Here is a 20,325-nt window from a genome sequence, read left to right on the forward strand (position 1 = left end):
AACTGGAAGGGTTCCATGGGCGGAGACGTGATTTCCTAACCCCCCTCGGCCGACAGTCTCTGCCTGACCCGGGTCATGAGATCCGGCGGAAGCCGGATCCGCCGGAGCCTGCTCCGGATTCCCGCCAGCGCGGATGCCTCGAAGCGGTATTCCCGGGCACACGACTCGCACTCGGCCAGATGTCGCTCCACCTGGGGCACTTCCCCCGGATCGAGCTCGCGATCGAGATAGTCGTCGAGTCTGCGGAAGACCTCTTCGCAGGTCAAATGCCGGGGCTGGGTCACCACGCTCCTTCAGGTTTCCCGCCCTCCGTCGGGCGGCATGACGCGCGGCTGCCGCCAGCCAGGAGGCTTCGGGACGCCCGCGTTGGGTCTAATGCGATGGGCCAGCCTGGAGTTCCACCGATTCGGCAGCGACTGCCAGAATCGGAGGGCCCGGGGGAAACATCGAGCCTGGGGCGGCGTAAGGCTATCATTCGCCCAATCCGACCCAACCCTGGAGGTTGCGTGCGTCCCTTTTTCCTGCTGGTCCCGCTCGCCCTGCTCGGTACTCATACCGCGCCCAAGTCAGGCGAAGACCTCGTGCGTCAGATGCACGCCAAATACGCGGGCAAGTGGTATCACAATCTCACCTTCGAGCAGACGACCACCCATCCGGAAGGACCGCCGGAGACCTGGTACGAGGCGGGGACCATTCCGGGGAAGCTCCGGATCGACATCGCGCCACTGGACAGCATGAACGCGTTCATGTACGTGGGCGATTCGTCCATCATCTTCCGGGGTGGCAAGCGGGTGGCCGCCCACCAGGACCGCAACCTGCTGATGACCCTGGGCTTCGACGTGTACGGGCAGCCGCCGGAGACCACCATCGCGCAGCTCAAGGCGCAGTCGATGGATCTGAGCAAGATCCGGGAGGACAACTGGAACGGCACCAGGATCTGGGTGGTCGGGGCCGACAAGGGCGACACTACCACCAACCAGTTCTGGATCGAACAGAAGCGAATGCTGTTCGTTCGGTTGATCGAGGCGCACCAGAGCCAGAAGAACCCGGGGGCCCCACCCGACCTGCTCGACATCACCTTCGAAAACTACCAGCCGCTGGCGAAGGCGTGGGTCGCGCCACGATGCGTGATTAAGCTGAACGGGAAGGAAGTGCAGCGGGAGGAGTACCGGAACATCCGGGCGGACGCGAAGCTGCAGCCGGATCTGTATGATACGGAGACGTATCACAAGGCCGCCTGGATCGAGGCCAAGTAGGTGGATGCCGCCATATCGGTAGTCGGCTGTAGGTCAAATGCCGACATCACCGTGAGTCTCCCGCCGATATACCAGGCACGCCGCCCCCGCTATACTTGCCTCCCGACTCCCTGACGGCTCGCTTCCATATCGGATCACCTTCAGCACGAGGTCAACCATGAGCCAACGTTCCGCCGCCCTCGCCGAGCGCCTCGAGCAGGGGGCGCGCGCCCTGGCAAGCTCCGCCAGTGCCCTGACCAGCGCCGAGTGGCACACCCGCGTCCCCAAGGACGGGCGCAAGATCGGCGTCATCGTGCACCATGTCGCGACCATGTACCCGCTGGAGATCCAGCTGGCTCAGACCTTGGCCGCGGGAAAGCCGGTCGCGGGCGTGACGTGGGATGATGTCCACCAGATGAATGCCGCGCACGCCAAGGAGCAGGACGCCGTGACGAAGGAGGTGGCCTTGGAGCTGCTGGAGCGCAACAGCACGGCGGCCGCCGCCGCGATTCGGGCGCTGAGCGACGGGGAGCTGGATCGGGCGGCGCCGATCTCCCTCAATGCCGACGCCCCGCTCACCTGCCAGTTCTTCCTCGAGGACCACGCCGTCCGGCACAGCTATCATCATCTGGCCCGGATACGAGCGGCCCTGAAGGCGCGATTGTCGCCTGCTTCGGTAGCGTAGGCGGTCGGGGGAGGGTAAGCCGGCCCGGGCGCGGAGGTCAGGAAGTCCCGAGCGTCGTGAGACGCCGGGTCTCTCCGACCCGCGCGATCCAGAGCCGGTCCTCCTCCAGCCCGGCGACACGCCAGCTCTCGGCGGTTCGCCGGGGTGGCTCGTCCATCGGCTCGTCCGTCAGGCGAAAGCACCCCCAGTGGATACCGAGCATCACCGGAGGTGGCTTGTCGCGCTGGGACGCCACCAGGTCGTGGTAGATTCGCACCGCTTCCTCCGGGTCCACGTGGACGACGTGCATGAACCAGCGAGGATCGTACGCGCCGATCGGGATCATCACGAAATCGAAGGGACCGCATCGCGAGCCGATCGCCTCAAACTCGGGATGATAGGCCGTGTCACCGACAAAGAGTGCGCGCTTTCCCTCTGCCTCGAACGCGAACCCGCACCAGAGCGACCGGTTCCGATCCCGGAGCCCGCGGCCGCTGAAATGCCGTGCCGGCGTCGCCGTGATCCGGAGGCCCTCGACGGCGGTCTGCTGCCACCAGTCCAACTCCACGATGTCGCGAGGTCCCCAGCGCCGGATGTACGCGCCGAGCCCGAGCGGCACGATCCACACGGCCCGGGGGTGACGCCTCGCGATCCGCCGCATGGCGGGCCGGTCGAGGTGATCGTAGTGGTTGTGCGAGAGGGCCACCAGGTCGATCGGCGGGAGCGCATCGATCGGCAGCCCCGGATCCATGACCCGTCGCGGCCCCAGCCATTGGACCGGAAAGGCGCGCTGGCTGAACACCGGGTCGGTCAGCACATTGATGCCGCCAAGCTGCAGGAGCACGGTAGAATGGCCGATCCAAGTGGCCGTGAGATCGCCACGATCCGCCCGGGGATAGGAGACGGCCGGCGTCGAGACCGGAAAGGTGCCTCGCGGCGGCGTCTTTGCCCGGGCAGCCGCGCGCCCCTGGACCAGAAATCGGAGGACGTTCCGCCAATTCTGCGGCTCGCTGTCCGGCCAGGGATTACGGAACCGCTTCGCCATCTCCTCAGCCCGCGCCAGACGCAAACGTCCCGGGCCCCCGGGCGAGCCGTGCGATGTCTCTGGTCTCAAGCACGGCTCGCCCAGGACCGAGGCGCGCGGCATTGAGCATGGCCCGGCCCATGTCTTCGGTCGTCAGCACGAGGTCGGGGAAGAGTGCTCTCGCCACCGGCAACAGCGGCTTGGCAAAGGTGTAGAAGAGCCGATAGGCGGGCGTCCTGGACTTGACGCCATGGAGCGGTTGGATCACACCTGGCCGAAACAGGTACACGCCGGCCAACGGCAGTGCTTGGAGGTCGTTCTCCGTCTTGCCTTTGACCCGCGCCCACATGGTGCGTCCCCGTTCGGTGCTATCCGTCCCCGCGCCGGAGACGTAGGTGAAGATCATGCCCGGGTTCAGGCGCGACAACGTGGATGCGACAGCCAAGGTGAGTTCGTACGTCGCCCGCTTGTAGGCCCCTTCGGTCATGCCCGAGGAGGACACGCCGAGACAGAAGAAACAGGCATCGAATCCTCGAAGCTGCTCCTCGATCGGGCCGAGATCCATGAGGTCGGCGCGAACGAGCTGCTGGAGACGTGTGTGGTGCTGTGGGACCCTGGTCCGGCCCACCACTGTCACCTGGCTCACATCGGGCGCCGCGAGGCACTCCCGGAGGACGCCCTGGCCCACCATCCCGGTCGCCCCGAAGATCAAGACCTTCATGGTGCGCCGGCAGTCCGCATCGCTCGGAGCCCGCACCCCTCGGCGACGGCGGCGGCGTTCTGGCGCCTAATTCGCACCGATTCCCTGGCTCCTGTACACATCAGTGCTCAGATATTTCAACCCGGAGTCCGCCATCAGCGTCACCACTCTGGCATCAGGTCCCAGCCGCTCCGCGACTCGAATGGCGGCCACGACGTTCGCTCCGGACGAGGTCCCGCCGAAGAGGGCCTCCTCCCGCGCAAGACGTCTCGCCATGTCCTTGGCCTCCTCCGTTCCGACCGACAGGATCTCGTCCACCACGCTCGGTTCCCACAGGGGTGGGGTATAGCCGATCCCGAAGCCTTCGATCTTATGCGGCCCGGGTCGACCTCCCAGCAAGACCGAGGATTCCGCGGGCTCGACCACGACGATCTTGACGCCGGGCTTGTATCGCTTCAGAACGGTCGCTACTCCACGCGAGGAAGCCGCCGTGCCCGCGCAATGCACGAAGACATCGATCTGTCCTTTCGTTTGACTCCAGATCTCCTCTCCCAACGAGTAGTAGCCGGCGATGCTGTCCTGGTTGTTGAGCTGGTCGGTCCAGTATGTGTGCGGCTGCTGGCTCAAGCCACGCGCGGTCTCGATCATCTCCAGGATCAGCTTCCTGGTCGTGAGGCCGCCCTCGCTCGGCACCAGCGTCAGCTCGGCACCCAACGCTGCCATGTGATCCAACTTCTCCCGGCTGAACGCGTCCGAGCTGACGATATGGATGCGGTAGCCCGTGGCGGCACAGACCAGTGCCAGGGACGTCCCGGTACTGCCGCCGGTGTACTCCACGACGGTATCGCCGGACTTGAGCCTGCCCGTCTCCTCCGCCTGCGAGATCACGGCCCGCGCCATTCGATCCTTGAGGCTGCCGGTAGGGTTCTCCCACTCGAGCTTGAGGAAAATGGCCGCACCCCCCTGCGGAGCGAGCTTGCGTAGTTGCACCATCGAGGTGGTGCCGATGGCGCCGAGCACGTCCATGCTCGCCGTCATGGGGCGGCCCGAATGCGGACGGCCTGGCCACCTCCCGGCGCCAGCACGATGTAGAGTCGGGTGGCGGACGTCACCGGCCGGCGGGTGATGCCACGTACCGCTTGCCCGGCGTAAGGAACGAGAGCGGGACATCGAAGGCGAGGCGCTCCTCGTCCGTGATGGCGCGCAGGGAGGGCGTCACCTGGTTGCGGCCGTCGGGAGAGGTGACGCTGACCTGGCTCCACAGAGGAGCAGCGGCCGCCGCGAGGGCAGCCAAGGCCAGTGCGAGGGCGCGTGAGCCGGCGGATCGGCGCATGGAGAGTTTCTGTAAGGGCCTCGGGCAATTTCATTGATGCCGGGGCCCCAGGGAAGGCCGGCCGACTGGCGCGCGAGACGACCGGTGGCATACTTTGGTGCGACTAAGACCTCGCCTTTCAGCTGGATCGCGCCGGGTGGAGAGGTCGAGCGAAGGGAGGGCGCGTGCTTCGCGGATTGAGGGTCTTCGTTCCTGCCCTGTTGCTGACGGCCTCCGCATGCGCCCACTCCCGCGGCGGCGATATCCGGCCGACTGGCCCTCCGGTCGCTGTCGAGGTTACCAGCCAGTATGCCCTTCCCATCGAGGTCTACGCCATCGGGTGGGGGATCACCCACCGCCTGGGAACCGTGAACCCCGGGATGGCTGGCCACTTCGTTGTCCCCCAGAACCTGATCGGCCACGGCTCGATCCAGTTCGAGGCCCGTACCAACGGGGCCGAACAACCGTTCCGCTCCGAAGAGCTTCTCGTGGCTCCCGGATCGGTGTTCGACTTCGAGGTTACGCCGCAGCTGTCCAACAGCACCGTCACGACTCGACAGTAGCCGCCCTCAGCACGCAACGGCGCGGTCGGCGCCGAATTCCAGTCTTATCCACTCCACCTCGACACCGTGGCGCGGCAGGACGGGGCGCTCCCTTGAGCGGAACCACCGCTTGATCTAACGTCCAACGTTCTGGCTTGATTTGGCTATTCAGGAGCAGCGATCGCCATTAGGACCGAGCACGGCGGGTTGGGCCGCCAGCAATCGCGATGCCCGAGAGATACTGATATTCCACCTGTTGCTGCGCGAAAGCTCCGAGCTCCACCGTGTGCGTAGCGCCGCCGATACTGCGCAGCGATCCGCCGGCGGAAGCGCGGGCAGCAGCGGAAGTATCGTGGGCAGCGCGTCGGCACTCAAGCGGGCGGCATACTTCGCGTCGAATCGGCGGCCCTCCCACGCGCGGGCCAGGTTGGTCCGCGCCATGAGCCCGTCCGGGTTCACCAGGTTGAGCGCCAGCAGCACGAGCAGCCCACCGGCCAGCGCGCCCGGCGTGAAGCGGCCGCGACGTCCCCGGAGCACCGTGGCCGCGAACCAGCCGAACACCAGCACCAGCCATCCCATGAACGCCGTGGTGTAGAAGCGCTGCTCGGTAAGGCCGTACTCGGCCGTATAGAGTCGCATCCTGAACAGCGCCGAGGCCAGCATGACGTCCAGCAGCAGGAGCATGAGACCGGCGAGCAGGCGAAACCGTCGCACCCGCCGCCGGTCCCCCTGGTCCAGCGACCAGTCGGCGAGCAGGAGGAGCGGAAGCGAGAGCGCCGCGATGGTCACCAGCTCGAAAAAGCCCCGCCGCGCGTACTCGGCGTAACTCATGCCGGTGAGACCCTGCACCAGCGCGGCGCCGCCGAAGAGGTAGCGGAACTGCACGGCGACGAAGGCCAGGAACAGCAGGTCGACCACCGCCAGCACCGTCCCGACCTCCCCCAGTCCCAGCCGACCGCCACGCAGCGCGCCTCGCTCCGCGCCGGCGTCCCGATTGGACAAGGCGCGGAGCAGGCCGGCCGCAATCCAGCCCCAGAGCAGGACCATGGACAGGTGGGACACCAGCCGATAGAGATCGACGGCGAATGTCCGCGTCATCAGCCGATCGAACACCGGATCGGCCTGCATCAGGAGGCCGCCGAACACGGCAGCCACCGGCACCGCCGCCACCAGACCTATCGCCGTGCCGCGGACGGTTCGGGTCCGGCTCTCGGCCGGCAGCGCGCCCCAGTCGATATCCGTCAGCACCAGCACCGCCGCGCCTCCAGCCGCTCCCCCGGCCAGCCGGCCCGCGCCGAGTGCGTAGTCGGTGAGTCCGGCCCCCACCCACCCCGCAGCCCTTACCCAGGGCGTGGCGAGCACGGCCACGAGCCCGATGCCCAGCAGGTTGAGCGCGAAGAGGATCGGTGAGTCGCGCCAGATCAGCGCGAGCCCCAGCAGTCCGAGTGGGAGGCCCAGCGGCGCCACCCGCTCCGGCCGGGGCACGACGCCGGCCAACGCCAGGGCGCCGAAGGCCTGGGCCAGCACGCCGAGGCCGAGCGCTGCGTCGAGTCGCTCGGGGACGGTGTGGGCCAGCACGTCGGCGGCCACGCCGACGCCGAGCCCCGCGGCGAGCAGGGCCAGTCCGTCGCGGGTCCGTGGTGGCACGCTCACCCAGCTGCCGCATCCGGGAGGCCGCCGAACCGCCGCTCCCGCCGGGTGAACTCGCGCACCGCGGAGCTCAGCTGCTCGGGGCCGAACTCGGGCCACATCAGGGGAGTGAAGAACAGCTCAGCGTAGGCGGCCTCCCAGAGGAGAAAGTCGCTCAGGCGGCGCTCGCCGCCGGTGCGGATGAGCAGGTCGAGCTCGCGCACCGGCGTCCCGTGATCCACGATGGCGAGCAGGCGCCCGAACGACTCGCGCGAGGGCACGGTCTCAGGCCGGAGGCACTGCGCGGCTCGAAGAATGGCGTCGCGCGCGGAGTAGTCCAGGGCGATCCGCAGGTGCAGCCGCTCGCCTCCGGCCGTCGCGCGCTCGGCAGTCTCCATGGTGCGCCGGAGGGGCTCGGCCAGCCGGTCCCGGCGACCGATGATTTCCAGCCGCACGCCATTCTCCTGGCACCGGGCCGTCTCCCCCCGGAGGTACTCCCGGAAGAGCCGCATGAGCCAGCTCACTTCGGCCGGCGGACGGCGCCAGTTGTCGGCGGAAAAGGCGAAGAGCGTGAGCACGCCGATGCCGGCCCCGGGGGCCGCTTCCACGATCCGGCGCACCATCGCGGCCCCCTCGCGATGGCCCGCCGACCGCGAGCGTCCCTGCCGGGTAGCCCAGCGACCGTTCCCGTCCATGATGATCCCCACGTGGAGGCCGGCCGGGTCCGACGAGGGCGAAGCGCTTTGCTTCATAAAGTCAGTCCTCAAAAAAAAGGGGCGGGGATCAACGCTCACGGGTGCTGCGGATCAGCGCTTCCATGTGCTCGAGGTAGCGCTCCAGCGCCTTGCGGCCGGCGGCGCTCAGCCGGTATTCGGTGCGGGGCACCCGGCCTTCGAAGGACTTGGTGCAGACGATGTAGTCGGCCTCTTCCAGCTTCCGGGCGTGCACGCTGAGGTTGCCGTCGGTGGTCTCCAGCAGCCGTTTGAGCTCGTTGAAGCTCAAGGAATGGTTGACGGCAAGCGCGCTCACGATGGCGAGGCGCATGCGCTCGTGAATCAGGCGATCGAGCTCCAGCGGCGCGTGCGCCGCGCCGCCGCGGATGCCCTGCAGCGGCTCCGGCGCCGCCCGGCTGTCGGGCTTCTTGGGCGCGAGATTGGACTTAGCCACCATACCTCCGAGCGATGAGCAGACCGAACACGATGTGCAGGCCGCCGAACCCGGCCGCCATGAGCGGGTTGCCCCAGGCGGCGGGTCCGAACAGGGCCACCGCACCGAGGGCCATGAAGCAGAGGCCCATGAGCGGCACGACCCGGACCGAGAAGGCGCCGCCGGTGACGACGCCGGTCCCGTAGAGCAGGAGCCAGGTTCCGGGCAGCGCCTGGTAGAGGCCGGCACGGACCAGCACGCCGGTGAGCAGCGCGCCCACCAGGAGGGGCGGCACGTAGCTCAGCACGAAGCGCCGCCCCGAGTAGGAGAAGACCACGGTGCCGGCCCGGCGCGCCTTACTCGCCATGGTCCAGCCGCCGAGGGTGAGCGCCGCGACCGCGGAGCCCAGCCAGGCGAAGAGCCATTCGTGCGGGGTGATCCGGGTATGGGCCACCGCGGCGGCCCCGAGCGCCAGGATCCCCATCCCTACCCCGCCCCAGCCGGGTACCGCCGTGAAGGCGGTGGCCCGCTCCATGGTCTGGCGGATGAAGGAGAGGTTGTCCATGGCCCGCGCGTGGAGCGCGGGAGACTCGGGACCGGGCGGATGGAGCCGCTGAGGGAGGGCCATGGCTCAAGGTACCACGTGGTTTTATTGCCGGCAAGTACTTTGTGACATAAAGTGCAGCCCACTCACCCCGCCCCCGGGCGCGGCAGCGGGGCAGCCCGTCAGCCCCCTTCGACCACCACCGCCGTTCCGTAGCAGAGAACCTCCGTCACCCCCTGCATGACCTCGGTGGCATCGTACCGCACGCCGATGATCGCGTTCGCACCGACCGCCTCGGCGTGCGTCACCATCAGTTGAAACGCCTCCGCCCGAGTGTGCTCGCAGAGCTCGGAGAAGAGCGTGATGTTGCCGCCCAGGAGGGTCTGGAGCGAGCCGCCGATGGTGCCGAAGATCGAGCGCGAGCGGACCGTGATCCCCCGCACCACACCCAGGGTCTCGACCACGCGATAGCCATCGAGAGTGAACGCGGTGGTCGTCAACCGGTGATCCATAGCTCAGGCCGCCCTGAGATCGGACGTGCATTCCGGGCAGCGGGTAGCGGTCAGCGGGATCGGCATCTTGCAGTACGGACAATCCTTGGTGCTCGGCGCCGCGGCCGCTTCCTTCGGTTGCAGCCGGTTGGCCGCGCGCACGATGAGGAAAACGGCGAAGGCGATGATCAGGAAGGTGATGATGCTGTTGATGAAGACTCCGTAGTTCACGGTCACCGCACCCGCGGAATGGGCCTCGGCGAGCGTCGAATAGGGCGGCGGCGCCTTGTCGCCGGCCTTGAGCTGGAAGAAGAGGTTCGAGAAATCGACGTTGCCGAGCGCCAGACCGACCGGGGGCATGATGACGTCGTCGACCAACGACTTGACGATGGTGCCGAAGGCCCCACCGATGATGATACCGACGGCGAGATCGAGAACGTTGCCGCGCATCGCGAATGCCTTGAACTCTTTCAGCATGAGCGCCGCCTGTTGGGGTGAAGAGGGAGCGAAACGGGGATATACAGCAAACCCCGCCGGGGTGGTAGTGTGGGCGGGGCGCTCGCTCCTGACGGTTCGGTCCACCCGGGGCGGAGGTTAGGGATGACCGGAGCCGTCGGCGCTGCGAAGGGAACCACCAGAGTGACCTCGACGCCCCGGCCGAGCAGTCCTTTTACCAGGCCGAGGGTGGCGGTCGCGAGACCCCCAGCCTGGAACGGGGGAAAATCCCAGCCGAACATCAGGACGCGCATCGGAGCCGGTGGCCTCGGGCAGCCGGTGACATGGACAGCGGAGGAGCTCGTAGTGCGGGGGTAGCGCCACTCTGGTAGAATCGGTTCCAGCACTCGATGCGGTGGGCGGATTTCGGCTCAGCGGAGGATGCGGAAGAAGCGCTCGAAGCCGCGCTTTGCCCTCGGCGTGAGTCGCGCCCGGCGCCACGCGTCGGCCACCTTGCGGATGGCCTCACCCTGGGTGGGATACGGGCGGATGGTCGACCCGATTGCGCCGAGTCCGACGCCGGCCGTGACGGCGAGGGCGAGCTCGCCGATCATCTCTCCCGCATGCTCTGCGACCAGCGTGGCTCCCAGAATCCGGCCGCGGCCCCGTTGAAGGTGCACCCGGAGGAAGCCGCCGTTCTGACCGTCGAGCACCGCGCGGTCGACCGCCTCGAAGGGCACCGTGATGGTGTCCACCCGGTAGCCCGCCCCGGCCGCTTCGCCGAGCGACCGGCCGACGTGGGCCACCTCGGGCGAGGTGTAGGTCACCCGGGGCACGATCAAGCGGCTCGCGTCCCCTCCCCCGAGGCCGAAGAACAGGGCATTACCCACCACCAGCCGGGCCTGGGCGTCGGCCACGTGGGTGAAGCGCTCCTGGGAACAGACGTCGCCGATGGCGAAGATGCGGCGGTTGCTGGTGCGAAGCCGGTCGTCCACCCTGATGCCGCGAGGCCCGAAGGCAACGCCCGCGGCCTCGAGGCCGAGTCCCTCCACGTTGGGCACTCGGCCGGCGGCCAGCAGCACCTGGTCGGCCGCGATCTCCTCGGTGCGCCCGTCGCGTTGTACCTGCAGCACCCGGGTGCTCCCGCGCGGATCGGCGCGGAGCACCCGCGCCTCAACGAGGAGGCGGACGCCATCGCCTTCCAGCGCCCGCCCGACGACCCGCGCCGCGTCCGGGTCCTCGCCCGGAAGGATGTGCGCCTGCTCCTCGACCAGCGTCACACGGCTGCCGAAACGGGCGAACGCCTGGCCCATCTCGCAGCCGTTGGGTCCGGCGCCGAGGACGACGAGGTGCCGCGGCAGCTGGGCAAGGTCGAGGACGGTCTCGTTGGTCAGGTACCCGGTGCCCTCGAGCCCCGGGACTCGCGGGATGGCCGCCCGTGAGCCGGATGCGATGACGGCTCGGCGAAAGCGGAGAACGCGGCCGGCCACCGACACGGCGTCCCGCCCGGTGAACGCGCCTTCGCCCAGGAAGACGTCCACGCCGAGGTCGCGGTACCGTGCCGCCGAGTCGGCCCGGCTGAGCTCGGCACGCAGACGTCGCATCCGCTGCATCGCGGTGGCGAAGTCGCCGGTCCCCACGGTCCGCGGTCCACCGAAGTCTCGACTGGAATCCGCGGCGACACGCCACGATCGGGCGGCGGCGATCAGCGCCTTCGAGGGAACGCAGCCGGCGTTGAGGCAGTCGCCGCCGAGGCGGTGCCGTTCGATCAGGGCCACCCGGGCGCCCAGTCCCGCGGCGATGGCGGCCACCATCAGGCCGCCCGGTCCGGCGCCGATCACGACCAGGTGATAGCGCTGCCGTGGATCGGGATTGGTCCAGTCGGCCGGGCGCACGTTCGCGGCCAGCTGACGGTCGTACTGATCGCTAGGGAGAGGCACGTTGGCCGACGTTCAGGGTCCCGAGCGTGCGGCGGGCGGCCCGGGTCACGATGGCTGTCGCCGCGATGGCGGCCGCGAGGCCGACCAGGAGCAGGGCGTAGTATCCCCTCGTGCCCCGGACCGTGTTGGGTCCCGCCAGGCGCGCGACGTCGCCGATCAGCTTGCCGCAGTAGACGTACACGAGGGTGCCGGGCAGCATCCCCAGCGACGCGACCAGGTAGTCGGTGAACCGGACGCTGGTGAGGCCAAGCGCGTAGTTCAGCAGGTTGAAGGGAAAGACGGGAGAGAGCCGGAGGAGGAATACGACCTTCCTGCCGTGGTCGCCGATGGCGCGGTCGACGGCCACGGCACGCTGATCGCCCGTCAGGCGGCGCTGGACCAGGCCGCGTGCTACGTATCGGCTCACCAGAAACGATGCCGCTGCGCCCAGGGTGGCCGCCGTGAACGCGAGCGCGGTCCCCTTCCATAGCCCGAACAGCGCGCCGGCGGCCAGGGTGAGGAGGGATCCAGGAACGAAGGCGACGGTCGCGAGGACGTACGCCAGCACGAATGCCGCCGGTGCCCACCCGCCGAGGCGTGCCACACGGGCGGGAAGCCCGGCGAGCACCGGCGCCCCGAACCGGTGCGCGAGCAGGACCATTCCGAGCCCGGCCACCAGGAGCACGCCGCCCGAGACCCTGGTCACCGAGTGCTACGGTCCCCGCCGTTCCACCGGATATCCTGCCGCGCTCCACTCGGCGAAGCCGCGGGAGAAGACTCGCACCTCGCCCACGCCACGCGCCCGGAGCAGGCTCGCCGCGATGGCCGCGCGGGAGCCCGACTGGCAGTGCACCACGACGGGCCGATCCTGCGGCACCTCCGCAAGCCGGGCGTCCAGATCGGCGACGGGAATGTTACTCGCGCCTGGCACGTGTCCGGCATCCCATTCGGACCCGTTGCGCACGTCGAGCAGCGTGAGCTGCCCGGCGTCGACGCCGGCCCGCACCTGGGAGGCGTCCATCTGGGGAATCGTCTGCAGCGCGCTCCGGGACTCACGCCATGCCTCCAGCACGTCGGTCCCGAAGTATCCCGCGATCCGGTCCAATCCGATCCCGGCGAGCCGGCGGACGACGTCATCCACCATCGATGGGTCCCGGTGGTCGAGCAGCAGATAGAGCTCCTGGTCATACGGCAGCAATGAGCCCGACCAGGTGGTGAAGGCGCGGTTGAGCGGGATGTTGATGGTCCCCGGCACCGCCCCGAGGGCGAACTCACGGGCGGGACGTGCGTCCACCACGACGGCGCCCGCCGCCAGCAGCGCGGCCAACCGCTCGAACGGCAACCGGTCGGGCCTGCGCGGGGCACCGAGCAGCCGCGGGCCGTCGCGATTGATGCGCTTCATCTGGCCGAAGTAGCGAGGCGGATCGGGCTGTCCGGCCAGCACGGCATCCAGGAAGGCATCCTCCTCGTTCACGGCGAACGCCCAGTTGAATCGCTTCTCGTACCCAAGGGTGGACTGGGGTACGGCGCCGAGCGACTTGCCGCAGGCGGAACCCGCACCGTGGCCGGGCCAGATCTGCAGGAAGTCCGGCAGCTGCCGGAAGCGCTGCAGCGAGCGGAAGAGCTGCCGGGCGCCGAGCTCCATGGTCCCGGCGATGTGGGCGGCACGCTCGAGTAGATCGGGGCGGCCCACATCACCGACGAAGACGAAGTCGCCGGTGAGCGCGCCCATCGGTTGATCGGCCGTGGCCGTATCGGTGACCAGAAAAGTGAGATGCTCCGGCGTGTGTCCCGGCGTGTGCATCACGTCGATGCGGACGTGCCCGACCCGGAAACTGGATCCTTCGGCCAGCAGGGACGCGCCCGCCTCCGCCGCGTAGGCGTAGCACCAGTCGGGCCCGCCCGTGCCGGAGAGGTAGAGGCGGGCGTCGGCGCGGTGCGCCAGCTCGCGCGCGCCGGAGACGAAGTCCGCGTGAATGTGGGTCTCGGTCACGTGGGTGACGCGGAACCCCTCGGATTCGGCGGCGCGCAGATAGGGATCGATGTCTCGGTTGGGATCGACGACCAGGGCCTCGCCGGTGGTGGGGCAACCGACCAGATAGCTGGCCTGGGCGAGCTGGGCGTCGTAGAAATGTCGAAAGAACATCCGAGGGTCACCCCTCCCCGTTGACCATGAGTGGGCCGAGGGGCAGGCGCAGGTGGGCCCGCGCCCCCCGGGTGTCCTGCCGCGGCTCCAGCACCAGCGCGCCGCCGTGGGCTTCCGCGATCTGACGACTCAGCACCAGGCCGATGCCGGAGCCATTGGCTTTGGTCGTGAAGAACGGGACGAAGAGGTTGCCCGGATCCGGCAGCCCGGGTCCTTCGTCGTCGACCACCACCTCGACCACACCCGCCCGGCTGGTCCAGGTCACCTGCACGCTGCCGCCCGTCTCCAGCGCGGCATCGACCGCGTTGTGCACCAGGTTGATGAGCAGTTGATCGAGCTGGTCTCCATCGGCCGTGACGATGAGGGCGGGACCGTCCAGCACCCGCACCTCGAGGCGGGTCTCCAGCGCCGCCACCCGATGCACCCAATCCGCCACGGTGACCGGTCCGACAGTCGGGCGGGGCAGCCGGGCCAGCCGGGCGTAGGCGCCCATGAACCGGCCCAGGGACTCCGAGCGGCTCTCGATGACCTGGAGCCCCGACCGCAGGTCCTCCTCCCAATCCGCCGGGCGTTCCTGTCGCCGGGTGAGGCTGCCGAGGCTGCCGGCGATCGATTTGATCGGCGCGAGCGAGTTGTTGATCTCGTGACCCAGCACCCGCACGATCCGCTGCCACGCGGAGCGCTCCTCCGCCCGCAGCACCCGGCTCAAGTCGGACAGCACCAGCAGCTGATGGGGCAGCCCGTCCTGGCGAAAACTACTGCTCCGCACCTCCCAGCGCCCCGCGCCGCCGGGAAATGCCGCCTCCAGGGTCCGGGGCGACTCGCCCTCCAGGCAGCCGGCCAATCCGAGCGAATCTGCCAAGCGGCCCATCACTCGTTCGGCGGGCTGGCCCAGGAGTCGCTCGCCGCCGCGGTTGACCAGGCGCAGCCGGCGGGTGCCATCGAAAGCGAACACCGCGACGTCGATCTCCTCGATCACCCGGCGCAACAGCGTGGTAGCCTCGAGGGCGCGCAGGCGCTGCGACCGGAGCGTCTCGCTCAGCGCGTTGACCTCGAACAGTGCGAGGCCCAGTCCGTCGTCGGTGCTGGCGCCTCGAGCGCGGATGGAATAATCACCCTCGCGCAGGGCGGCCAGCAGATTGGAGATGGTCTGCAGCGGGCGGATGACCCGCTCCCGCAAGAGGGCGGCGCCGATGAGCCAGGCGCCGACCACCAGGAGGGTGATGGTGAGGCGGACCCGGAGCGGGTGATCGCCGGTCCAGAGCATCCAGCTCGCGGCCGCGACGGCCGGGAGCCCGGCGAGCAGCCCGAGGTGGAAGACCCGTCGCTCGTGGCTTGGAGGGCGCCGCTCCCGGTCAGAGCCCATGGTGCTGGAGACGGCGGTACAGGGCGCTCCGGCTCAGGCCGAGCACCTTGGCGGCCTGACTCACATTGCCGCCGTGGCGCTCGAGCGCCTTCCGGATGAGCATCCGCTCGACCTCCTCCAGCGGCAGCTCGTCCAGCCGGGCCGGCGACCCGGCACTCCTGAGCCCCAGATCCGCGTTGCGGATCGAGTTGCCCTGGGCCAGCAGCACGGCACGCTCGAGGGTGTGATCCAGCTCGCGCACGTTCCCGGGCCAGGCGTGGGTCTCCAGGGTGACCAGGGCCTCGGGCTCGAACCCGGAAAGCGGCTTGCGGTAGCGGCTGGCGTAGCGCTGGAGGAAGTGCTCCGCCAGCACCGCGATGTCCTCCGGCCGCTCGCGTAACGCCGGGAGGTGGATCTCGATGGTGTTGAGCCGGAAGAGGAGGTCCTCCCGGAAGCGCCCCTCCGCCACCTCTACCCCCAAGTCGGCGTTGGTGGCGGAGAGCAGGCGCACGTCGATCCGGCGGGATCGCGACGCGCCGACCCGCTCGACCTCGCCGGTCTCGATCACCCGGAGCAGCTTGGCCTGCTGCCGCAGCGCCAGGGTGCCGATCTCGTCCAGCAGCAGCGTGCCGCCTTCCGCCAGCTCGATGCGGCCGATGCGGTCGGTCCGGGCGTCGGTGAACGCTCCCTTCACGTGCCCGAACATCTCGCTCTCGAACAGGTGCTCGGAGAGCCCGCCAAGATTGACCGCCACCAGTGGCCGGGCCGCGCGAGCGGAGGAGGCGTGGATCCACTGAGCGACGACCTCCTTCCCGGTGCCGTGCTCGCCGGTGATCAGCACGTTGGCATCGGACGGCGCCACCCGCTCCATGAGCTGGAGCACCGGACGCATTGCGGGGGAGGCGGCGATGAGGTCCGGCGCTCCATCTCGACGGAGCAGGCGGTTCTCCCCTTCGAGGCGCCGGCTCCGGCGAAGGGCCCGGCCGAGCTCGACCTGAGTGCGCAGCGTGGCGAGCAGGCGGGGGTTGTCCCATGGCTTCTCGATGAAGTCGCGGGCGCCTCGGCGCATCGCTTCTACCGCCTTCTCCACGCTCCCCCAGGCGGTCATGACCACCGTCGGCAGGGTGGCGTCGAGGGCCTGCAGCTCGGAGACGAGCTCCAGGCCCTCACGGCCAGTGGTGGTGTCGCGGGCGTAATTGAGATCGAGCAGGACGGCGTCGAAATCGGTGCGCTGGACGGCGGCGAGCACCGCGGCCGGCGACGCCGCGGTGGCGATGGCGTAGCCCTCCGCCTTGAGCAGGAGCCGGAGAGCCTCCCGGATATCGGGCTGATCGTCCGCAACGAGGATCTGCGGGGGCGCGGACGGGGTCGGCGACGGTTCCTGGCTGGAGGGCACGGAGATCAATCTACCTCCGGTTCTCCTTTCGGCGAACGAACTTGAGGCCGGACCAGACCTCATCCACCGCGCAGACCTTGACGTCCACCAGGCCGAGGGGGAGGCCGAGCTCGCGGAGGACGTTCTCGGTCAGGTCGGTCTCGACGCCGGAGGCCTTCTTGGGCCAGGAGATCCAGAGGGTGCCGTCGTCGGCCAACGCCGCGGCCAGCCGGGGAAACGCCGTCTCCAGCTCGGCGCGGCTGCGGGCGAACTGGTGGATGAAGCGGGCGCCGGGCCTGAGGCGGGTCTGGACGGTGCTGCCCTCGGGCAGCGGGGCGATGAGCGCCCCGTAATCCGGCGGTGCACCGAGCGCCACCACCTTCGTTCCCGGCGCGATCCCGAGCTTCTCCGAAAGGGACCGCCTGGAATACCCTGCCGTCATCGCCCACCTCGACTCCCGAACGGAGCTGGCGTGCCGGATGCGCAGGGGAGGGCGGGAAAGACGGGAAGGACAAAGGGAACCTGTCGCCCGAGCGAAGGACTTGACAGCACACGACGCTTCCCGAGACAACTTTCCCGTCTTTCCCGTCTTTCCCGTCTTTCCCGTCCTTCCCGTCCTTCCCGCCCTTCCCGTCCTTCCCGCCCTTCAGCCCGAGCTGCTCGCCACATCCGCCGGGGCAGGATCCACGATCCACCCGTCCCGCAGATGGATGGTCCGATGCCCGTAGGAGGCATTCTTCTCCGAGTGAGTTACCTGCACAATCGTGGTCCCCTGCCGGTTGAGCCGGCTGAAGAGCTCCATGATCTCTTCGCCCTGGGCGCTGTGCAGGTTGCCCGTCGGCTCGTCGGCCAGCAGCAGCTTGGGGCCGGCGATGACGGCCCGCGCCACTCCGACCAGCTGCTGCTGTCCGCCCGAGAGCTGGCTCGGGTAGAGATCCTTCTTGCCCACCATCTGAAACCGGTCGAGCGACTCGGCCACGATCGCCGCGCGCTCCTTTGGCCTGATGTCACGGTAGGAGAGCGGGATCTCCAGGTTCTCGTAGACGGTCAGGTCGTCGATCAGATGATACTTCTGGAACACGAAGCCGATGTAGCGCTTGTTGAGCTCGATCCGCTTCTTGGGTGGCAGCTGGTGCACCGCCTCGCCCAGAAAGTGATACTCCCCGGTCCAGGCGCTGTCGAGCATCCCCAGCATGCTGAGCAGGGTGGACTTCCCCGCCCCGGACGGGCCCATGATGGTGACGAACTCGCCTTCCCGGATCTCCAGATCGATCCGGCGAAGGACGTACGTGCGGGTGGGGCCGGCCTGAAAGAAGCGGTCGACGTTCGAGAGTCTGATCACGGGTGCATGGGGTTGAGGGGGAACGGCATCACTCGCTCCGAAGCGCGCTTGCCGGGTCGATCCGGGTGGCGCGGCGCGCGGGCAGGTAGCAGGCCAGGAGTGCCACCAGTCCCAGCAGCGTCGCGATGCCGGCGAAGGTGAGCGGATCCGCCGGTCCCACGCCATAGAGCAGGCCGGCAATGAGCCTGCTGGTCAGAAAGGAGGCGGCCAGGCCGAGCGCGAGACTGAACAGGACCAGCCGCATGCCGCCGAGAATGACCGACCGGCGGGTGTGCCCCGGGTCCTCTCCCAGGGCCAGGCGGATTCCGAACTCCCGGCTTCGCTGGGTGACGGAGTAGGAGATGACCCCGAAGATTCCGATGGCCGCGAGCAGGAGGGCAATGGCCCCCAGCGCGCCCATCAGCACCAGGCTGAACCGGGCCTGGGCCCGGCCTTCGCCGAGATAGCTCTCCATCGGCGCCAGATGATCCACGGCCAGATCCTTGTCCAGTGCGGCCACGGCCTGCCGCACCGACCGGCTCAGACTCGAGGGATCCAGTGAGGTTTCCACCACGAAGGCCATCGTGCTAGGTGTGGCCTGACCCACCGAGCTGTAGATCTGGGGCAGCCCGTCCCGCGCGAGATCGTGCATACGCATGTGCTCGACCACTCCCACCACCTCGGCGAAGGCATTGGGCGAGCCGGTCGGCGCGAGCTGGAGGCGCTTGCCCACCGCGCTCTGGCCGGGCCAGGCCAGCCGGGCGAGGGTCTCGTCGATGAGGATCACCGGGGGCCCGCCTACGGAGTCGAGGCCGGAGAAGGTCCGGCCCGCCAGGAGGCGGGTGTCCATCGCCCGGAAATACGTAGGAGACACATTGCGCCCGTCGGCGGTCACGCTCTCGAAGTTCTTGGCCGTCTCCTCGTTATAGGCGAAGGGATAGAGCGGGCCGCTTCCGGTGAGTGGGAGCTGAGAGACAGCGCCGACCTCGCGTACGCCGGGCAGGGCGCGCAGGCGTTCGTCCAGCAGGCGCAGGAAGGCGCGCCGATCCTTGCCTTTGGCGTAGCGGCTCGATGGCATAGAGAGCTGGAAGGTAAGCACGTCGCTCGCGTCGTAGCCCGGCCGGACCTGCTGCAGCGCGAGGAAGCTCCGCACCAGCAGCCCGGCGCCCACCAGCAGCACCACCGAGAGGGCCACCTCACCCACGATCAGCATGCCTCGGATCCGCCGGCGCTCGGGCCCCAGTCCGCCCCGGCTGCCGCTCTGGAGCTGGCTCTGGGGATCGACCCCGGACGCCCGGAGCGCCGGCACCAGGCCGAACAACAGCGTGGTCAGCACGGAGACCAGAACGGTGAAGCCGAGCACCGCCCGGTCGATATCGATCTCGGCCAGCCGAGGCAGGCTGGCCGGATGGAGCGCGCGGAGCACCGCGAGGGCGAGCACCGTGACGACCAGTCCCAACCCACCGCCGCCCAGCGCGAGCAGGCCGCTTTCCAGGAGCAGTTGACGCACCATCGCCCAGCGGCTCGCCCCCAGCGCGGCCCGGAGGGCGAACTCGCCGCTCCGCGCCGTGCCGCGCGCCAGCAGCAGGTGGGCCACGTTGCCGCACGCGATGAGCAGCACCAGCCCGACCGCGCCCATGAGAGGGAGCAGCGAGGGCCGGGCATGCTTCACGATGTCCTCGTGCAGCGGCACCACCCGGATGCGGGTGTTGGCGGACTTGTGCTCGGGGAACTCCTGGCGGAACTGCTCGGCGATCCCGTTCATGTCGGCCTGGGCCTGGGCGAACGAGACGCCCGACTTGAGCCGCCCGATCACGGTGAACAAGGTCAGATTGCGCGGCAGCGGCACGCTGTAGTCGAACTGCAGGGGAACCCACAGGTCGGCATCCACGATCTCGAACGCCTCCGCCGGCAGCAGGAGACGGAAGTCGCGGGGCAGCACGCCGATGACGCTGTAGCCGATTCCATCCAGCGGGATCGTCCGGCCGAGGATGGAGCGATCGCCACCGTAGCGGCGCCGCCAGAGGCGGTCGCTCAGCATGACCACGTGCGGGCCGTTCAGCGCTTCCTCCTCCGCGGTAAAGCCCCGGCCCAGCGCGGGGGCGATGCCGAGGAGCGGGAAGAAGTTCGCGGTCACCGGCGAGAGCCCGACCCGCTCGGGCGCCCCGTCGCCGGTCAGGTTCCCCCGGAGATCGATCTCTTCGGCGCCGGTGCCGGCGGCAAACCCGGCGAAGCTGCGGCTCCGCCGCTGGTAGTCCCGGAAGTCGGCCGGCGCGACCGCCGGGAGCGACTGCGCTCCCTGGCCAAGATCGACCCAGATGTTGGCGAGCCGTCCCGAATCCTGGTACGGCAGGGGTCGCAGCAGCACGCCATTGACCACAGTGAAGATGGTGGTCGTGGCCCCGATCCCGAGCCCCAATGTGAGCACGGCCGCGAGGGTGAAGCCCGGCGTCCGCCAGAGCCCGCGCCAGGCGTGCCGCAGGTCCCGTTTCACGTT

At 69.0% G+C, this 20,325-nt stretch carries 22 protein-coding genes; 3 read left to right on the forward strand and 19 right to left on the reverse strand.

The features are described from left to right. Positions 1-35 precede the first annotated feature (35 nt). Positions 36-284, reverse strand: a complete 249-nt coding sequence (locus VHR41_19515; protein ID HEX3236388.1) for a zf-HC2 domain-containing protein — start codon at positions 282-284, stop codon at positions 36-38. A 222-nt stretch (positions 285-506) separates the two neighbouring features. Between VHR41_19515 and VHR41_19520 the strand changes: the two genes are divergently transcribed. Next, entirely contained in the window at positions 507-1,256 is a 750-nt protein-coding gene (locus VHR41_19520) for a hypothetical protein (protein ID HEX3236389.1), read from the forward strand. 157 nt (positions 1,257-1,413) lie between these two features. After that, positions 1,414-1,920: a DinB family protein gene (locus tag VHR41_19525; protein ID HEX3236390.1), complete on the forward strand. Its 507-nt coding sequence runs from the start codon at positions 1,414-1,416 to the stop codon at positions 1,918-1,920. Between the two features lie 37 nt (positions 1,921-1,957). On the opposite strand, the gene VHR41_19530 is transcribed toward VHR41_19525, so the two are convergent. From VHR41_19530 to VHR41_19545, 4 genes are all read right to left on the reverse strand, one after another. Next, positions 1,958-2,944 carry an MBL fold metallo-hydrolase gene (locus VHR41_19530; protein ID HEX3236391.1) on the reverse strand — a complete coding sequence of 329 codons (987 nt, stop codon included), beginning with the start codon at positions 2,942-2,944 and terminating at the stop codon, positions 1,958-1,960. A 4-nt stretch (positions 2,945-2,948) separates the two neighbouring features. Beyond that, positions 2,949-3,644 carry an NAD-dependent epimerase/dehydratase family protein gene (locus tag VHR41_19535; GenBank protein ID HEX3236392.1) on the reverse strand — a complete coding sequence of 232 codons (696 nt, stop codon included), beginning with the start codon at positions 3,642-3,644 and terminating at the stop codon, positions 2,949-2,951. Between the two features lie 66 nt (positions 3,645-3,710). Further along, on the reverse strand, positions 3,711-4,661 hold the full coding sequence (locus VHR41_19540; GenBank protein HEX3236393.1) for a cysteine synthase family protein: 951 nt from the start codon (positions 4,659-4,661) through the stop codon (positions 3,711-3,713). 70 nt (positions 4,662-4,731) lie between these two features. Then, positions 4,732-4,956, reverse strand: coding sequence for a hypothetical protein (locus tag VHR41_19545; protein ID HEX3236394.1), 225 nt, complete (start codon positions 4,954-4,956; stop codon positions 4,732-4,734). A gap of 164 nt (positions 4,957-5,120) precedes the next feature. Between VHR41_19545 and VHR41_19550 the strand changes: the two genes are divergently transcribed. Next, complete coding sequence (locus VHR41_19550; GenBank protein ID HEX3236395.1) at positions 5,121-5,498, forward strand: hypothetical protein; 378 nt, start codon at positions 5,121-5,123, stop codon at positions 5,496-5,498. A gap of 147 nt (positions 5,499-5,645) precedes the next feature. On the opposite strand, the gene VHR41_19555 is transcribed toward VHR41_19550, so the two are convergent. From VHR41_19555 to VHR41_19620, 14 genes are all read right to left on the reverse strand, one after another. Continuing rightward, a complete protein-coding gene (locus tag VHR41_19555; protein HEX3236396.1) occupies positions 5,646-7,130 on the reverse strand; it encodes a DUF4173 domain-containing protein in 1,485 nt (494 codons plus the stop codon). Continuing rightward, complete coding sequence (locus VHR41_19560) at positions 7,127-7,858, reverse strand: di-trans,poly-cis-decaprenylcistransferase (GenBank protein HEX3236397.1); 732 nt, start codon at positions 7,856-7,858, stop codon at positions 7,127-7,129. The genes VHR41_19555 and VHR41_19560 overlap by 4 nt, the downstream gene beginning before the upstream one ends. 31 nt (positions 7,859-7,889) lie before the next feature. Beyond that, positions 7,890-8,273 carry a transcriptional regulator gene (locus VHR41_19565; GenBank protein HEX3236398.1) on the reverse strand — a complete coding sequence of 128 codons (384 nt, stop codon included), beginning with the start codon at positions 8,271-8,273 and terminating at the stop codon, positions 7,890-7,892. After that, positions 8,266-8,880 carry a hypothetical protein gene (locus VHR41_19570; protein ID HEX3236399.1) on the reverse strand — a complete coding sequence of 205 codons (615 nt, stop codon included), beginning with the start codon at positions 8,878-8,880 and terminating at the stop codon, positions 8,266-8,268. The genes VHR41_19565 and VHR41_19570 overlap by 8 nt, the downstream gene beginning before the upstream one ends. Positions 8,881-8,978: 98 nt before the next feature. After that, the gene (locus VHR41_19575; GenBank protein ID HEX3236400.1) at positions 8,979-9,296 is read right to left on the reverse strand and encodes a YbjQ family protein; all 318 of its coding nucleotides are present in this window, start codon (positions 9,294-9,296) and stop codon (positions 8,979-8,981) included. A 15-nt stretch (positions 9,297-9,311) separates the two neighbouring features. Beyond that, on the reverse strand, positions 9,312-9,764 hold the full coding sequence (gene mscL / locus VHR41_19580) for a large-conductance mechanosensitive channel protein MscL (protein HEX3236401.1): 453 nt from the start codon (positions 9,762-9,764) through the stop codon (positions 9,312-9,314). A gap of 389 nt (positions 9,765-10,153) precedes the next feature. Continuing rightward, positions 10,154-11,662, reverse strand: coding sequence for a mercuric reductase (locus VHR41_19585; GenBank protein ID HEX3236402.1), 1,509 nt, complete (start codon positions 11,660-11,662; stop codon positions 10,154-10,156). Continuing rightward, positions 11,649-12,347: a TVP38/TMEM64 family protein gene (locus VHR41_19590; protein ID HEX3236403.1), complete on the reverse strand. Its 699-nt coding sequence runs from the start codon at positions 12,345-12,347 to the stop codon at positions 11,649-11,651. Before VHR41_19590 ends, VHR41_19585 begins: the two co-directional genes overlap by 14 nt. 6 nt (positions 12,348-12,353) lie before the next feature. Then, complete coding sequence (locus VHR41_19595) at positions 12,354-13,787, reverse strand: MBL fold metallo-hydrolase (protein ID HEX3236404.1); 1,434 nt, start codon at positions 13,785-13,787, stop codon at positions 12,354-12,356. 7 nt (positions 13,788-13,794) lie between these two features. After that, the gene (locus VHR41_19600) at positions 13,795-15,153 is read right to left on the reverse strand and encodes an ATP-binding protein (protein HEX3236405.1); all 1,359 of its coding nucleotides are present in this window, start codon (positions 15,151-15,153) and stop codon (positions 13,795-13,797) included. After that, entirely contained in the window at positions 15,143-16,528 is a 1,386-nt protein-coding gene (locus VHR41_19605; protein HEX3236406.1) for a sigma-54 dependent transcriptional regulator, read from the reverse strand. Before VHR41_19605 ends, VHR41_19600 begins: the two co-directional genes overlap by 11 nt. A gap of 10 nt (positions 16,529-16,538) precedes the next feature. After that, entirely contained in the window at positions 16,539-16,949 is a 411-nt protein-coding gene (locus VHR41_19610) for a DUF3052 domain-containing protein (protein HEX3236407.1), read from the reverse strand. A 204-nt stretch (positions 16,950-17,153) separates the two neighbouring features. Beyond that, positions 17,154-17,849 carry an ABC transporter ATP-binding protein gene (locus VHR41_19615; protein HEX3236408.1) on the reverse strand — a complete coding sequence of 232 codons (696 nt, stop codon included), beginning with the start codon at positions 17,847-17,849 and terminating at the stop codon, positions 17,154-17,156. A gap of 28 nt (positions 17,850-17,877) precedes the next feature. After that, positions 17,878-20,322 (reverse strand): ABC transporter permease, encoded by a 2,445-nt coding sequence (locus VHR41_19620; GenBank protein HEX3236409.1) that lies wholly within the window; start codon positions 20,320-20,322, stop codon positions 17,878-17,880. Positions 20,323-20,325 lie beyond the last annotated feature (3 nt).

This window comes from Gemmatimonadales bacterium, from assembly GCA_036265815.1.
Lineage (GTDB): Bacteria > Gemmatimonadota > Gemmatimonadetes > Gemmatimonadales > GWC2-71-9 > CAVVWJ01.

Coding starts and splice junctions, on each gene's coding strand:
- VHR41_19570 (HEX3236399.1), bottom strand. CDS start 8,880: ATGGCCCTCCCTCAGCGGCTCCATCCGCCCGGTCCCGAGTCTCCCGCG.
- VHR41_19600 (HEX3236405.1), bottom strand. CDS start 15,153: ATGGGCTCTGACCGGGAGCGGCGCCCTCCAAGCCACGAGCGACGGGTC.
- VHR41_19595 (HEX3236404.1), bottom strand. CDS start 13,787: ATGTTCTTTCGACATTTCTACGACGCCCAGCTCGCCCAGGCCAGCTAT.
- VHR41_19530 (HEX3236391.1), bottom strand. CDS start 2,944: ATGGCGAAGCGGTTCCGTAATCCCTGGCCGGACAGCGAGCCGCAGAAT.
- VHR41_19610 (HEX3236407.1), bottom strand. CDS start 16,949: ATGACGGCAGGGTATTCCAGGCGGTCCCTTTCGGAGAAGCTCGGGATC.
- VHR41_19540 (HEX3236393.1), bottom strand. CDS start 4,661: ATGACGGCGAGCATGGACGTGCTCGGCGCCATCGGCACCACCTCGATG.
- VHR41_19545 (HEX3236394.1), bottom strand. CDS start 4,956: ATGCGCCGATCCGCCGGCTCACGCGCCCTCGCACTGGCCTTGGCTGCC.
- VHR41_19535 (HEX3236392.1), bottom strand. CDS start 3,644: ATGAAGGTCTTGATCTTCGGGGCGACCGGGATGGTGGGCCAGGGCGTC.
- VHR41_19525 (HEX3236390.1), top strand. CDS start 1,414: ATGAGCCAACGTTCCGCCGCCCTCGCCGAGCGCCTCGAGCAGGGGGCG.
- VHR41_19560 (HEX3236397.1), bottom strand. CDS start 7,858: ATGAAGCAAAGCGCTTCGCCCTCGTCGGACCCGGCCGGCCTCCACGTG.
- mscL (HEX3236401.1), bottom strand. CDS start 9,764: ATGCTGAAAGAGTTCAAGGCATTCGCGATGCGCGGCAACGTTCTCGAT.